We start from the raw sequence: 14,720 nt of genomic DNA, 5'->3' as shown, positions 1-14,720 counted from the left end.
CTAGTTGAACGCCGCGAAGAGGGCTTCGAGTTCTTTGTTCGGATTCGTCATTGTCAGGGTGAGAACGGGACGACCGTGCTCTGCAAGGACGTTGGCATCTCCGGCAGCCTGCGCTGCAATGAGCTGACCGAAGGTGAAGGGACGCTCAGGGATAACAACGTCACCCTCGGGTGCCTGCAGAATCTGAATGAAGACACCCACAGCTGGACCGCCCTTATGGAACTGTCCGGTGGAGTGCAAGAAGCGAGGTCCCCACCCGAAGGTCACGGGGCGACCGGCACGGGCGGCGACGAGGTCGCGAACACCAGCAACTTCAGGGAAGTTTGCCCGGTCGACATATGCCTGAATAGAGACATATCCGTCGGCAGGGAGCTGCTCAAGAACAGCAGTGATGGCCTCACGCACCGTCGAAGCATCTCCCAGATCACCGTGGGCACGAACCTCAATGCCGTGGTTGGTGAAGAGGGGCTCGGTGGGTGCTGGACGGTTGTCGAGCAATGCCCGCGCAGCAATCTTGGCCGACTCCACGTCAGGCTGGTCAAAGGGGTTGATGCCCAGGATTCGTCCTGCCACAGCGGTGGCGTATTCAAAGACCAAGAACATGGCGCCCAAGGTGCCTGAGACAAGGATTTCACCCTCGTGACGATCATGCTTGAGGAGGTGGAATTCGTGCGCATCGTCGACGAGGCGAATGATCTGGAGATCTTCATACCCGGCGGAAAGCTCGGGGGAGACTACGTCAAGAACGACGGGAAGAATTCCCGTGCCTTCCTTACCGGTGGACTCAGCGATGAGCTGCTCTGCCCAGTCGGCGAAGCCAACCAGGTGGGTTCCATCTGAGACGAAACCGAGCTTGTTCTTGAGAGGTGAAGTTCCCGCAATGGCGGCACCGAGAATCAGGCCTGGGTTTTCAGCTTGGTCAACGGCAAGATCAAGAGAGATGGCCTCTGCCTCGTTGAGCAGTTCGGTGAGATCCACGCCAGCAAGTCCGGAGGGGACAAGTCCAAATGCGGTCAAAGCCGAGAAGCGGCCACCCACGTTGGGGTCAGCATTAAAGACGCGGTATCCGGCCTCACGGGCGGACTTATCCAGGGGAGACCCGGGGTCAGTCACAATGATGATGCGCTCGAGGGGGTCAATGCCGACCGCGGCAAAAGCAGCTTCATAGATGCGCTTCTGGCTGTCAGTTTCGACAGTGCCACCCGACTTGCTGGAGATGACGACTGCGGTAGTTTCCAAGCGGTCAGTAATGGCTGCTTTGATCTGGCCGGGCTCGGTCGAGTCCAACACGGTCAAATCAGCCTGCATCGTTGCCGTGATGACCTCTGGGGCCAAAGAAGAACCACCCATGCCGCCGAGGACGATGTGGTTCACGCCCTGTGCTCGAAGTTCATCGCGCAGTGCGTCAATTTCAGCAACGAGGGGGCGTGAGAGGGCGACGGACTCAGTCCATCCCAAGCGAATCGCTGACTCTGCTTCCGCAGCTGGTCCCCACAGGGCAGGGTCTTGTGCCGTGATGCTGGAGGCAACGAGGTCCTCCACCAACTGAGGAACGTGCGTGTTGACGGCTGCTTCTGCTGCTCCAGAAACTTTGATACGGAAAGACATTTATGCTCCAGCCAGTGCGGTGTTGACGGTCTCGAGGAGTTCGCCCCACGAAATGATGAACTTCGAAACACCCTCAGATTCGAGGAGGTTGGTCACGTCCTCGAAGTCAATGCCCACGGCAGCCAATGCCGCGAAAACGGCCTTCGCATCTGCGTAGTTGGTGGTGATGGTGTCGCCGGTGACCACGCCGTGGTCGTAAGTGGCGTCCAGAGTCTTTTCGGGCATGGTGTTGACGATTCCTGCAGCAACCAGCTCGGTGACATACAAGGTGTCGGGGAGTACGGGATCCTTCACACCAGTGGAGGCCCAGAGTGGACGCTGTGCGTTTGCACCAGCGGCCAGCAAGGACACAGCTTGAGGAGTGTTGAACTGCTGTTCAAAGAGTTCGTAGGCCAGACGAGCGTTGGCCAGGCCTGCCTTGGACTTGAGGGCCAGAGCCTCAGGGGTGCCAATAGCGTTGAGGCGGTTGTCTACCTCTGTGTCGACGCGGGAGACGAAGAATGACGCAACGGAGTGAATGGCCGAGAGGTCGTGGCCGTTGGCCTTCGCCTTGTCCAAACCGGCCAGGTATGCCTTGATCACTGCTTCGTAGCGTTCGAGCGAGAAGATGAGCGTGACGTTGACGGAGATACCTGCACCGATGACGTCGGTAATAGCGTCCAGTCCAGCCAAAGTGGCGGGAATCTTGATCAGGGCGTTGGGCTTGTTCACCTTTGCCCACAAACGCTTGGCTTCATCGATAGTGCCGGGAGCATCGTGGGCCAGGGTGGGGGAGACCTCAATGGAAACGCGACCGTCCACACCGTTGGTGGCGTCGAATACACCACGGAAGATGTCGCACGCGTCTGCTACGTCATCTGTTGTGATGTCGAAAACTGCGGCTTCCGCATCAGCACCTGCAGCGGCGAGCTTCTTGACCTGTGCGGCATAGCTTTCACCGTTGGTGAGAGCACCCGCGAAGATGGTGGGGTTTGTGGTCACGCCGACGACGTTCTTCTCAGCTATCAATGCCTGAAGGTTCCCCGAGGTGATGCGCTCACGAGAAAGATCGTCCAGCCAAATGCTGACGCCGGCTGCGGACAGTTGTGCGGTGGGGGTGTTCGACATGAACTGTGATTCTCCTGAGGGATAGGTGAAGCGATGATGTGAAGTTGTATCGTGAGGCCCGGTGGTTAGCTTCCGGGATTCACCTGAGGTGTTACTGAGCTGCGATGGAATCCTTGGCAGCTGCCACAGCAGCCTCCGTTGTCATTCCAAACTTGGTGAACAGGGTCTTGTAGTCAGCTGATGCACCGAAGTGCTCGATCGAAACGCTGCGTCCTGCAGTGCCGACAATCTTGTCCCAGGTCAGAGACAGGCCAGCTTCGATCGACACGCGTGCCTTCACAGTGGAAGGCAAGACGCTCTCCTGGTAGGCAGCAGTCTGCTCGTAGAACCACTCGAGGCACGGAACAGACACCACGCGAGCGTGGATGCCTTCACCGGCGAGCTGTTCGCGAGCGGCAACCGCGAGCTGAACTTCAGAACCGGTTGCGATAAAGATCACATCGGGCTTTCCGTTAGCTGCATCGACCAAAACATACGCACCCTTGGCGGTCTCACGCGCATGGGCGAAGGTGTCGCCAGAGGCGGTTCCCTCTCCACGGACGAACACAGGGATGTTTTGTCGGGTCAGTGCAATACCGGCCGGTCCGTTGCGACGTTCCAAGATGGTTTTCCAGGCGTAGGCAACTTCATTCGCGTCTGCGGGGCGAACCACGTCTAGCTCAGGAATAGCGCGCAGTGTGGCGAGCTGTTCGATGGGCTGGTGTGTGGGTCCGTCTTCACCGAGGGCGACGGAGTCGTGAGTCCAGACGAAGATCGAGGGCACCTTCATGAGGGCAGCCAGTCGAACTGCGGGGCGCATGTAGTCGCTGAAGATGAGGAAGGTTCCCCCGTAGGCGCGGGTCTTTCCGTGCAGAGCAATACCGTTGAGAATCGCTCCCATGGCGTGCTCGCGGATACCGAAGTGCAGAACTCGACCGTAGGTGTCGCCGGTCCATTCGTGGGTGGACCACTGGGCTGGAACGAATGATTTCGCACCGTCCAGTGTGGTGTTGTTGGATTCTGCGAGGTCAGCAGACCCACCCCAGAGTTCAGGGATGACGGCGCCCAGAGCGTTGAGTACCTTGCCGGATGCGGCACGGGTGGATACTTCGGTGCCACCGTCAAACACAGGGAGTGCTGCTTCCACGCCGTCAGGAAGCTGACCAGCTTCAAGGCGGTCGAGCAGCTTCTTGTTGTCAGGGTGAGCTGCAGCCCAGGCGTCGAAGCCCTTCTGCCATTCGGCACGTTCAGCTGCGCCCTTGGCAACAGCCTTGCGGGTGTGCTCGATGACCTCATCGGAAACCTCGAAGCTTTGCTCAGGGTCAAACCCAAGTACTTCCTTGAGCCCCTTGAGTTCGTCAGCGCCCAGAGCTGAACCGTGGATTTTTCCGGTGTTCTGCTTCTTCGGCGAAGGCCAGCCGATGATGGTCTTCAAAATGATGAGAGACGGCTTGTCGGTGACGGCCTTGGCTGCCTCAATAGCGTCATTGAGGGCGGCAACGTCTTCGACGTAAACACCGGTCTTCTTCCAGTCCACCGTCTGGACATGCCAGTCGTAGGATTCGTAACGCTTCGCGACGTCTTCGGTGAAGGCAATCGTGGTGTCGTCTTCTATGGAGATCTGGTTGGAGTCGTAGATTGCGATGAGGTTACCCAGTTGCTGGTGTCCAGCAAGCGAGGATGCTTCAGCGGTGACACCTTCTTGCAGGTCTCCGTCTCCGGCAATCACGTAGACAAAGTGATCGAAGGGGCTCGTTCCAGCAGCGGCGGAGGGGTCAAACAGGCCTCGCTCGAAACGGGATGCGTAGGCGAAACCAACGGCAGAAGCCAAACCCTGGCCGAGGGGACCGGTGGTGATTTCCACACCCTTGGTGTGGCCATATTCAGGGTGGCCGGGAGTGAGAGAGCCCCAGGTGCGCAGTGCCTTGAGGTCGTCGAGTTCCAGACCGTAGCCGTTCAAGTAGAGCTGAACGTACTGCGTGAGCGAGGAGTGGCCGACAGAAAGAATGAAGCGGTCGCGGCCAATCCACTGGTCATCCAGCGGGTCACGTCGCATGACCTTGTTCCACAACAGATATGCCGCAGGAGCGAGGCTCATGGCTGTTCCGGGGTGACCGTTGCCCACCTTCTCTACCGCGTCAGCGGCGAGTACACGCGCGGTGTCAACTGCCTTGTTATCGAGTTCGGACCAGTCGAGTTGCGCCATGTTGAAATGTGGCCTTCCGTGTGCGGTGAGGTCAGGGTGGGAAATAATTACGGTGGCTGGAATTTATAGCCACAGTGGTCCTGAGACGACTCCTCTAAGTATAGGCAATGCCTGCCTTAAGCCTGCAGGGAACGTGCCAGATGTCGACGCATGACCTCCCGTAGACTTGGGGTTCCCGCGCGCACCCTTATTGAGGACTCATGATCTCTTCCGAATCTGGCACTACTGCAGTGTCCAAGGTCGGTTTTAAGCGCAAGGTTGCTGCCTACGTCTCCCTGACGAAGCCGCGAGTGATGGAGCTGCTTTTGGCAGTGACCGTCCCCACCATGTTCTTAGCGCAAGAAGGCATCCCCAACTTGTGGCTGGTCCTCGCGGTGTTGATCGGTGGAATGATGAGCGCCGGTTCCGCCGGTGCATTCAACTGCTATATCGACCGTGATATCGATCGTCTGATGAATCGCACCAAGGGCCGTCCTCTGGTCACCGGTGAAGTTTCTGACCGCGAAGCAATTGTGTTCGCCTGGGTTCTCGCCGTGGTTTCTACCCTGTGGTTCTGGCTCTTTACAAACCTGCTGGCAACATCGCTCTCAGTTTCTGCGATCGCCTTCTACGTGATCATTTACTCGCTGGTTCTCAAGCGCCGCACCCCACAAAACATCGTGTGGGGCGGAGCTGCCGGGGGCTTCCCCGTGCTGATTGGCTGGGCGGCCGTCACGGGTTCGCTGACTTGGACTCCCGTTGTGTTGTTCATGATCATCTTCTTGTGGACTCCACCGCACTACTGGCCACTGTCCTGGCGTTACCGCGAAGACTACAAAAACGCGAACGTCCCGATGCTCACCGTGGTGCGCGGACGTGTCACCGTCGGACTGCAGATTGTTTTGTATGCCTGGGCAACTTTCGCAGCGACATTACTGCTGGTGCCCATTGGAAACATGGGCTGGGTTTATAGCGCAGTGGCACTGGTTTCAGGCGTCTGGTTCGTCGTGGAAAGCCACCTGCTGTATTCGCGCGCACTGCGCCACGAAGACCCCAAGCCCATGCGCTTGTTCCACTTTTCTAACGGCTATCTCTCGCTGATCTTCCTCGCGATAGCCATTGACGCGCTACTGCCGTTCTAAGCCTTCTGGCGAAGATTCAGTAGAACATTCGTCACGGCAGCGCTGACCAAGCAGGCCAGCAACATGTGCAGCCCAACCAGTAGTTCAGGCAGGCCCATGCGGGACTGGGCGATTCCCACCACGATTTGGGCAATGTTAACCGCCAACAACAGCACGATGGCATTGCGTAATTGAATGACGCGTCCAGTAATGGACAAGAGCAGTGCCAATACCGTCAGCCCCAAGGCTATGTATGCAGGGTAGGAGTGGATGTGCTGGAGTAGTTCGCTATCCAGGCCATTACGGGGTGCCTCAGCGTCGCCAGCGTGGGGTCCAGAACCAGTCGTGAGGATTCCGACACTGATGGTGATCAACTGGAAAACAGCCATGACCCAGGCAACGGCAACAGTGATACCGGAGACGACCGTCTTCCAAGGCCCCCTGCCGAAGTAGACCTTGTAGACCAGAACGGTGGAGAGGACGACCATGGCAATCGAGACAATGAAGTGCAGGCCCACGACATAGGGGTCCAGCTTGGTAAGAACAGAAATTCCACCAATGACGGCCTGTGCAGGGATTCCCAAGCCGATGAGAAGCGTAAGCCAGTAGAGGTCACGACGCTGCTTGCGCATCCGGAAAACCAGGGCAAACGTTGCAATGGCGACGATCACCAGAAGGAAGGTGAGGAGACGGTTAGCGAACTCGATAATTCCGTGGATACCCATTTCAGGTGTGTTCACGAGGGAATCTGCTGTGCACTGCGGCCAGGTCGGGCAACCTAATCCGCTGGCGGTGAGTCGAACGGCACCGCCGGTCACCACAATCAGCGTTTGCACCGCAAAAGTTGTCCATGCTGCAATGCGTACTTTGCGGTCAACCATGGTGGGGAACCAGTTCAGAAGTGCAGTCACGGGGAAAGTCCTTAGGTGATAAATGTTGTTCGCTGATGAAGAACGCATTAACCCTGTCTAAATCAATGAAGTAAGGCTAGGCTAAGTAAGTTCAATGTGATCGTGCGTAAGCCGATATCTCGAAGGCGAGAACATGCGAGATTGCCGCGGTTTTCGCGACAGTTCGTGCGTTCTCTTCTCAGTTTAGATTCGTGAGGAAGAGTGTCATGTCAGACATCCTGATTGACCGGCCCGAACTTGAGGGCATTGGCCAGTACGAGTTCGGTTGGCACGACAAAGATGCAGCCGGTGCGAGCGCTCGCCGTGGCATCAATGACGACGTCGTTAAAGACATCTCTGGCCTCAAAAATGAGCCAGAGTGGATGCTCAAGCTGCGCCTGAAGGCCTATGAGATTTTCGGTCGTAAGCCCATGCCGAACTGGGGTGCAGACCTCACCGGTATTCACTTCGACAACATCAAGTACTTTGTCCGTTCAACGGAACGTCAGGCCCAAACCTGGGAAGATCTCCCCGATGAAATCAAGGACACCTACGAAAAGTTGGGTATCCCTGAGGCAGAGCGTCAGCGCTTGGTTGCCGGTGTTGCTGCCCAGTATGAATCTGAAGTGGTGTACCACCAGATCAACGAAGAACTCGAACGCCAGGGCGTTATCTTCATGGACACCGACACGGCGCTCAAAGAGCACCCCGAGTTCTTTGAAGAGTACTTCGGTACTGTCATCCCTTCCGGAGACAACAAGTTTGCAGCGCTCAACACTGCTGTGTGGTCGGGCGGATCCTTTGTCTACGTGCCACCAGGTGTACACGTCGAGATTCCACTGCAGGCCTACTTCCGTATAAACACGGAAAACATGGGACAGTTCGAACGCACCCTCATCATCGCGGACGAGGGAAGCTACGTGCACTACATCGAAGGATGTACGGCACCGATCTACAAGAGCGACTCGTTGCACTCTGCTGTCGTCGAGATCATTGTGAAGAAGAACGCTCGCGTGCGCTACACAACTATTCAAAACTGGTCCAACAACGTCTACAACCTGGTGACCAAGCGTGCCATTGCACACGAAGGCGCAACCATGGAGTGGATCGATGGCAACTTAGGTTCCAAGGTCACCATGAAGTACCCCTCGGTATACCTCGTGGGTGAAGGCGCCAAGGGCGAAACGCTCTCCATCGCTTTCGCAGGCCCAGGTCAGCACCAGGATGCTGGCGCCAAGATGATCCACATGGCTCCACACACTCAGAGCTCCATCGTTTCTAAGTCGATTGCTCGTGGCGGTGGACGTGCCGGTTACCGTGGTGAGATCCGCGTCGATGCCAACGCGCACCACTCGGCGAACACGGTTCGCTGTGATGCGCTATTGGTCGACACCAAGTCTCGATCTGATACATATCCCGCCATCGACATTCGTGTGGACGACGTTCAGCTCGGACACGAAGCAACCGTGTCGAAAGTAAGTGAAGACCAGCTTTTCTACCTGATGAGCCGCGGTATGGCAGAAGACGAAGCCATGGCCATGATCGTGCGTGGATTCATTGAACCCATCTCACGTGAGCTGCCTATGGAATACGCACTCGAGCTCAACAAGCTGATTGAAATCGGCATGGAAGGATCCGTGGGCTAAGTGTCTGTTCCCGTACAAGTTCGTTCTGCGCGCCCGAAATCCACAAATCCTGCAGATTTTGCCGCCGTCACCGGTCGTGAACTCGACTGGAAGTTTTCTCCTGTCGCCAAACTCCAAGAGCTCATCTCGGGTGAACTCGATGGTTCTCGTTTTGCCTACACGGCGACCGAAGCAGCGGGAGTTTCACTGAGTTGGATTCCGGTTACCGATGCACGCATCGGCACGGCAGGAATCCCCGAAGACCGTTCCTCCGCCAATGCATGGTCAGCGGTGACGGAAGCTCTGTTGGTGTCGATTACCTCAGAAGATGTCTCTGAAATCACCATTACCCGGGATGCACTGGGCACCACCGCTCGTGCCGCTCACATTGTGATCGAGGCAGCACCCTTCTCTAAGGGAACCGTCATTCTGCAAAACAACGGTGACGCACGCCTGGTGGAGAATGTCGAGATCTTGGTCGGCGCAGAAGCCCAGCTCAACGTCATCTCCGTGCAGGAATGGAATGACGACGCACTCCACCTCGGCAGTCACTTTGCCCGCGTGGGCCGCAATGCAGAACTGAAGCACACCCTTGTATCGCTCAGTGGAGAAGTCATCCGCGTGAACCCTTCCACCCTGCTAGCTGAAGATGGTTCCTCGGTCGTGATGAACGGCGTGTACTTTGCCGATGCGCACCAGCACATTGAGCAGCAGGTGTATGTCAACCACGATGCGCCCCAGTCCAAGAGCCGGGTGACCTACAAGGGCGCACTCCAGGGCGCCGGTGCACGTACCGTGTGGATTGGTGACGTACTGATTGGAAACAAGGCCGTGGGAACGGACTCCTACGAGCAGAACCGTAACTTGGTTCTGACCGAAGGTACCCGCGCAGACTCGATTCCAAACCTCGAAATTGAAACCGGTGACATTGCCGGTGCGGGACACGCCTCGGCAACAGGACGCTTCGATGACGAGCAGTTGTTCTACCTTCAGGCTCGTGGTATCAGCGAAGAAGAGGCTCGTCGCCTCGTTGTCCGCGGCTTCCTCAACGAAGTCGTCCAGCAGCTGGGCGTTCCTGCACTAGCCGAACGCATCGAAGCTTCCCTGGTTGCCGAACTCGAGGCAGGGGTGAACTAATGGCGGCAGAAAAAGTATGCGCAGCCAGTGAGCTCTCTCAAGACACCGCCAAGCGCGTCATCGTCGGTGGAATACCGATTGCTCTCGTTTTAGATTCCGCGGGAGAGATTCACGCCATTGGAGACACCTGCACTCACGGTGACATTTCCCTGGCAGAGGGTTTCGTGGAAGATGACACCCTCGAATGCTGGGCACACGGCTCCAAATTCGAACTCACCACCGGAAAGCCCCTGACCTTGCCAGCCTTTGAGCCGGTCCCCGTTTTCATCGTCGAAGTAATCGACGGCGAGATTTTCATTGACCCCACCGTCACGAAAGAGATCTAACCCATGTCAACACTGAAGATCACCGACCTGCACGTCAGCGTCGAGACCGACCAGGGCACCAAGCAGATATTGCGCGGTGTAGATCTGGAGATCAACTCGGGCGAGACCCACGCCATCATGGGCCCTAACGGTTCAGGTAAGTCCACACTGGCTTACACAATCGCGGGTCACCCCAAGTACACCGTCGAGTCTGGCTCTATCACTCTTGATGGCGAAGACGTCCTCGAGATGAGCGTGGACGAGCGTGCCAAGGCAGGTTTGTTCCTGGCGATGCAGTACCCCGTCGAAATTCCTGGCGTGACCGTAACGAACTTCCTCCGCACCGCAAAGACCGCTGTCGATGGTGAAGCACCCGCACTTCGTTCCTGGATCAAGGACGTGCGCGAAGCTATGGCCAATCTCAAAATGGACCCCAGCTTCTCTGAGCGCAACGTCAACGAAGGCTTCTCCGGTGGAGAAAAGAAGCGTCACGAGATTCTTCAGATGGAACTGCTCAAGCCCAAGTTCGCTGTTCTCGACGAGACAGACTCTGGTCTGGACGTCGACGCACTGAAGATTGTCTCCGAGGGCGTCAACCGCGCCAAGGAAGCTACCGGTATGGGTGTTCTCCTTATCACCCACTACACCCGCATCCTGCGGTACATCCAGCCCCAGTTCGTTCACGTTTTCGTCAACGGCAAGGTTGCAGAAGAAGGTGGGCCGGAATTGGCTGACCGTCTCGAAAACGAAGGTTACGATCGTTACCTCGAGATCGCCTAAACATGTCTTCAGAACTCTCTGACGAGAAATACAACGCGTGCATTGACGCGTTGAAAGAGGTCATGGACCCCGAGCTGGGGATCAACATCGTTGATCTCGGGCTCATCTATGACCTCAAGTGGGACGACGAGAACGACGCCCTCATCATTCACATGACGTTGACCAGCGCTGGCTGTCCACTCACCGATGTGATCGAAGAGCAGACCGCGGAAGCGCTTGATGCTGTTGTGGACGCGTTCCGGATCAACTGGGTGTGGATGCCACCATGGGGTCCTGAGAAGATCACCGACGACGGCCGCGAAATGATGCGCGCCCTCGGCTTCTCTATTTAGGCCAGGCGTCGTCGTAACATTTCTCGGGAGAAATTTTTCAGTATTTCTCCCCAGCCTTTAGCCTGTGTGTATGGCTCAGGGATTCAATACGCGTGCAATTCACGCTGGACAGGCAACAGATCCGACGACGGGTGCTGTCGTTCCACCGATTTACCTCAGCTCAACTTTCGAGCAGCAGGTCGCGGGGGAGCCACTGGCTGGCTTTGAATATTCGCGCTGCGACAATCCCACGCGCACCGCACTCCAGCAAAACCTTGCCTCGCTCGAGGGTGGCGTGCTGGCCTATTCCTTTGCCAGTGGCATGGCCGCGGAAGATGCATTCTTCCGGGCTGTTCTTCAGCCCGGCGATCACATTGTTTTAGGCAATGACGCCTATGGCGGTGCTTACCGCGCCATCGAGCAGGTCTACGGCCCCTGGGGCGTGACTAATACGTGTATAGATTTCACGGACCTCTCCCACGTGGAAGAAGTGATTTCCTCGACAAAGCCTCGCGTTGTCCGTATTGAGACACCCACCAACCCGTTGATGACCATCGTGGACATCGAAGGCGTTTCTGCCATTGCGCATCAGCATGGTGCGCTGGTGTTAGTGGACAACACCTTTGCAACACCTGCCCTGCAGCGACCTTTCGAGCTCGGTGCCGATGTCGTTCTGCACTCCACCACCAAGTATCTCGGCGGTCACAGCGACGTTGTCGGCGGTGCAATCGTCGTCACAGACGCCGAGTTGGCAGAAAAGATTGCCCAGATCCAGAACTGGATGGGTGCAATCTCGTCACCTTTCGACGCCTATATGACGATGCGCGGTATCAAGACACTCGGAGTGAGAATGGAGCGCCACTCCAGCAACGCTCAGGCATTGGCTGAAGCGATTGAGGGGCACAAGGCTGTCGAGCGTGTGTTGTACCCAGGACTTCCCTCACATCCCGGTCACGAGGTGGCCACACGTCAGATGTCCCTCTTCGGCGGAATGATGTCCGTTCAGCTGGCCGGCGGCGAGAAGGCCGCTACTGCGTTGACCACCCGCACTTCAGTGTTTACTCTTGCTCCGTCACTGGGGGGAGTGGAATCCCTCATAGAGCACCCTGGCCTGATGACACACCACTCGGTCGAGGGCACAGCTTTGGAGGTTCCAGCCAATCTGGTTCGTCTCAGCGTGGGAATTGAAGATATCGATGATCTCATTCCAGACCTTGTGCAGGCATTGGATTCTCTGCTGTAATCAAACATCGCGCTTACGCGTCACGACCTACAGGTAGTTCTGTTCGTCGCACCCCTGCGACAGGTACCTGTATAAAAGGCGAAGGCCCCTGACAGTTCAGTCAGGGGCCTTCGTCATAGGTTCTTACTTCACGCGGTTGCTGAGCTTCCAGATCAAGGGAAGCAGACCACCAGCGACAGCAGCCTTGAGCAGGTCACCCGGAATGAAGGGGTAGAGACCGGCCTGCAGGGTTGCGTTGACGTCGTTAGGCAGACCCAGCTGGCCCAGGGCTACTGAGAGCCAGGGAAGACCCACGGCGTAGATCACAGCAGTACCAGCAAGGAAGGCGCCGATGGTGCCCAGCACCTTCCGGTCCCACTGCAGTTGCGCAAGCCAGCCCACGAGGGCAGCAGCGAGAACGAAACCGAGGAGGTAACCACCGGTGGGGCCCATCACCTTAGCGAGGCCAGCACCACCCTCAGCAAAGATCGGCAGACCGGCGACACCGAGACCGACATAGAGAAGCATGGACAGTGCGCCACGGAGAGAGCCGAGGGTTGCACCGACAAAAAGGACAGCGAAAGTCTGTCCGGTGATAGGAACAGGCCACATCGGAATAACAATCTGAGCAGCACCTGCGGTGAGCGCTGCGCCTGCGGCAATAAAGGAAATGTCTTTGACAATGCTGCGAGCGCCGAGGCGGTCGACAAGCACGGGGCGGGTAGCAGAGAAAGTGATGTTCGACATAGAAATATACTAAAGGAAGTAAAGAGCCTTATGGCTTAGCCAAGATGTACCAAAGAATCGGGAAAAGCCTGTGCTCAACGTCCAAGACCTTGAGCTGCGCGTAGGCGCCCGAGTGCTCATGTCGGAAGTTTCCTTCCGCGTCTCCAACGGAGACAAGATTGGGTTGGTCGGCCGTAATGGTGCCGGTAAAACCACTCTGACCAAGACACTCGCAGGCGATCTACAACCAGCTGATGGAACCATCGAGGTCGGTGGAGAGATTGGATACCTTCCCCAGGATCCTCGTTCCGGTGATCCTGAGGAGCTTGCGCGCACGCGCATCCTCAACGCCCGAGGTTTGGGTTCTCTTGTGCAGGGCATGACGGAAAACAGTCTGCTCATGGGTGATTCCGATGAGAAGGTCGCCGCCGAGGCTATGCGAAAGTATGGCGAACTTGCTGACCGGTTCGATGCTCTGGGTGGCTATGCTGCGGAAGCTGAAGCTGCGTCTATTGCGTCCAACCTGCAACTACCTGACCGTATTCTTGACCAGCCGCTGAAAACACTTTCAGGTGGTCAGCGTAGGCGTATTGAGCTGGCCCGCATCTTGTTCTCGGGTGCAGAAACCATGCTGCTCGATGAGCCCACCAACCACTTAGATGCTGATTCTGTGGTTTGGCTGCGGGAATTCCTCAAGGGCTACCAGGGTGGACTGATCATTATCAGTCACGATGTGGAGCTCGTGGGGGAGACCGTCAACCGTGTGTTCTATCTCGATGCCAACCGTCAGGTTATTGACGTGTACAACATGAACTGGAAGAACTACCAGAAGCAGCGTGAACAGGACGAGCAGCGACGTAAGCGTGAACGCGCAAATGCAGAGCAAAAGGCGTCCACCCTGCAGACCCAGGCCGCCAAGATGGGTGCTCGAGCGTCCGGTGCTGTGGCGGCAAAACAAATGGCCCGTCGTGCAGAGACCCTGTTGGCTGGTTTGGACGAAGTGCGTCAGAGTGACAAAGTGGCGAAGCTGCGCTTCCCGGATCCTGCTCCGTGTGGAAAAACTCCCTTGATGGCGACCGATCTTTCGCGTTCCTATGGTTCCCTCGAAATCTTTACCGCAGTGGATTTGGCCATTGATCGTGGTTCGAAAGTAGTAATCCTCGGCTTCAACGGTGCCGGTAAAACTACGCTGCTGCGTATCTTGGCCGGTGTGGACAAGCCCGACACAGGCGAAGTGATTGAAGGTCACGGTCTCAAGGTTGGTTACTACGCCCAAGAGCACGAAACTTTGCGCGTGCAGGATTCCGTACTTCAAAACATGGTTTCTGCTGCTGCCCACATGACCGAGACGGAATGCCGCAAGGTGCTCGGCTCTTTCCTGTTCTCCGGAGATGATGTGCTCAAGCCCGCGGGAGTTCTCTCTGGTGGAGAAAAGACGCGTCTGGCTTTGGCGATGCTCGTGGTGTCGAGTGCAAACGTGCTTCTCCTCGATGAGCCCACCAACAACTTGGATCCTGTCTCTCGTGAAGAGATCCTGGGTGCGTTGGCCAGCTACAAGGGTTCGGTCGTCTTGGTTTCTCACGACCCCGGTGCCGTTGAAGCGCTCAACCCAGAACGTGTCTTGATTCTTCCCGATGGTATTGAAGACCACTGGAACAAGGAATACGCCGACCTGATTGAGCTTGCATAACGTCAGTTTTTACGCATTTCGATAAGCTTCAAAA

13 protein-coding genes are annotated in these 14,720 nt (G+C 56.8%); 8 read left to right on the top strand and 5 right to left on the bottom strand.

The features are described 5' to 3' along the window. From M2119_RS06845 to tkt, 3 genes are all read right to left on the bottom strand, one after another. Window positions 1-1,608 (bottom strand): glucose-6-phosphate isomerase, encoded by a 1,608-nt coding sequence (locus M2119_RS06845; RefSeq protein ID WP_280804187.1) that lies wholly within the window; start codon window positions 1,606-1,608, stop codon window positions 1-3. Then, window positions 1,609-2,715 carry a transaldolase gene (gene tal, locus M2119_RS06840; RefSeq protein WP_280804186.1) on the bottom strand — a complete coding sequence of 369 codons (1,107 nt, stop codon included), beginning with the start codon at window positions 2,713-2,715 and terminating at the stop codon, window positions 1,609-1,611. Window positions 2,716-2,806: 91 nt separating this feature from the next. Then, on the bottom strand, window positions 2,807-4,900 hold the full coding sequence (tkt, locus tag M2119_RS06835) for a transketolase (RefSeq protein ID WP_280804185.1): 2,094 nt from the start codon (window positions 4,898-4,900) through the stop codon (window positions 2,807-2,809). A gap of 200 nt (window positions 4,901-5,100) precedes the next feature. Between tkt and M2119_RS06830 the strand changes: the two genes are divergently transcribed. Next, the gene (locus M2119_RS06830) at window positions 5,101-6,021 is read left to right on the top strand and encodes a heme o synthase (RefSeq protein ID WP_280804184.1); all 921 of its coding nucleotides are present in this window, start codon (window positions 5,101-5,103) and stop codon (window positions 6,019-6,021) included. On the opposite strand, the gene M2119_RS06825 is transcribed toward M2119_RS06830, so the two are convergent. Next, on the bottom strand, window positions 6,018-6,911 hold the full coding sequence (locus tag M2119_RS06825; protein ID WP_280804183.1) for a COX15/CtaA family protein: 894 nt from the start codon (window positions 6,909-6,911) through the stop codon (window positions 6,018-6,020). The genes M2119_RS06830 and M2119_RS06825 overlap by 4 nt on opposite strands. Window positions 6,912-7,117: 206 nt before the next feature. Between M2119_RS06825 and sufB the strand changes: the two genes are divergently transcribed. From sufB to M2119_RS06795, 6 genes are all read left to right on the top strand, one after another. After that, complete coding sequence (gene sufB / locus M2119_RS06820) at window positions 7,118-8,536, top strand: Fe-S cluster assembly protein SufB (RefSeq protein ID WP_280804182.1); 1,419 nt, start codon at window positions 7,118-7,120, stop codon at window positions 8,534-8,536. After that, window positions 8,537-9,652, top strand: a complete 1,116-nt coding sequence (gene sufD, locus M2119_RS06815) for a Fe-S cluster assembly protein SufD (protein ID WP_280804181.1) — start codon at window positions 8,537-8,539, stop codon at window positions 9,650-9,652. Then, a complete protein-coding gene (locus M2119_RS06810; RefSeq protein WP_280804180.1) occupies window positions 9,652-9,978 on the top strand; it encodes a non-heme iron oxygenase ferredoxin subunit in 327 nt (108 codons plus the stop codon). Before sufD ends, M2119_RS06810 begins: the two co-directional genes overlap by 1 nt. A 3-nt stretch (window positions 9,979-9,981) precedes the next feature. Continuing rightward, the gene (sufC, locus tag M2119_RS06805; RefSeq protein WP_280804179.1) at window positions 9,982-10,737 is read left to right on the top strand and encodes a Fe-S cluster assembly ATPase SufC; all 756 of its coding nucleotides are present in this window, start codon (window positions 9,982-9,984) and stop codon (window positions 10,735-10,737) included. A 2-nt stretch (window positions 10,738-10,739) separates the two neighbouring features. Beyond that, a complete protein-coding gene (locus tag M2119_RS06800) occupies window positions 10,740-11,069 on the top strand; it encodes a metal-sulfur cluster assembly factor (protein ID WP_280804178.1) in 330 nt (109 codons plus the stop codon). 70 nt (window positions 11,070-11,139) lie between these two features. Beyond that, on the top strand, window positions 11,140-12,291 hold the full coding sequence (locus M2119_RS06795; RefSeq protein WP_280804177.1) for a cystathionine gamma-synthase: 1,152 nt from the start codon (window positions 11,140-11,142) through the stop codon (window positions 12,289-12,291). Window positions 12,292-12,414: 123 nt separating this feature from the next. On the opposite strand, the gene M2119_RS06790 is transcribed toward M2119_RS06795, so the two are convergent. Further along, a complete protein-coding gene (locus M2119_RS06790) occupies window positions 12,415-13,017 on the bottom strand; it encodes a biotin transporter BioY (RefSeq protein ID WP_280804176.1) in 603 nt (200 codons plus the stop codon). A 70-nt stretch (window positions 13,018-13,087) separates the two neighbouring features. Between M2119_RS06790 and M2119_RS06785 the strand changes: the two genes are divergently transcribed. Next, the gene (locus M2119_RS06785; protein WP_280804175.1) at window positions 13,088-14,686 is read left to right on the top strand and encodes an ABC-F family ATP-binding cassette domain-containing protein; all 1,599 of its coding nucleotides are present in this window, start codon (window positions 13,088-13,090) and stop codon (window positions 14,684-14,686) included. The last annotated feature ends 34 nt before the right edge of the window (window positions 14,687-14,720 follow it).

The organism is Aurantimicrobium minutum (genome assembly GCF_029894165.1).
GTDB classification, from domain to species: Bacteria; Actinomycetota; Actinomycetes; order Actinomycetales; family Microbacteriaceae; genus Aurantimicrobium; species Aurantimicrobium minutum_A.
Note: the sequence above shows the minus strand (reverse complement) of the source record. Positions and strands in the feature narration are given on the sequence as shown.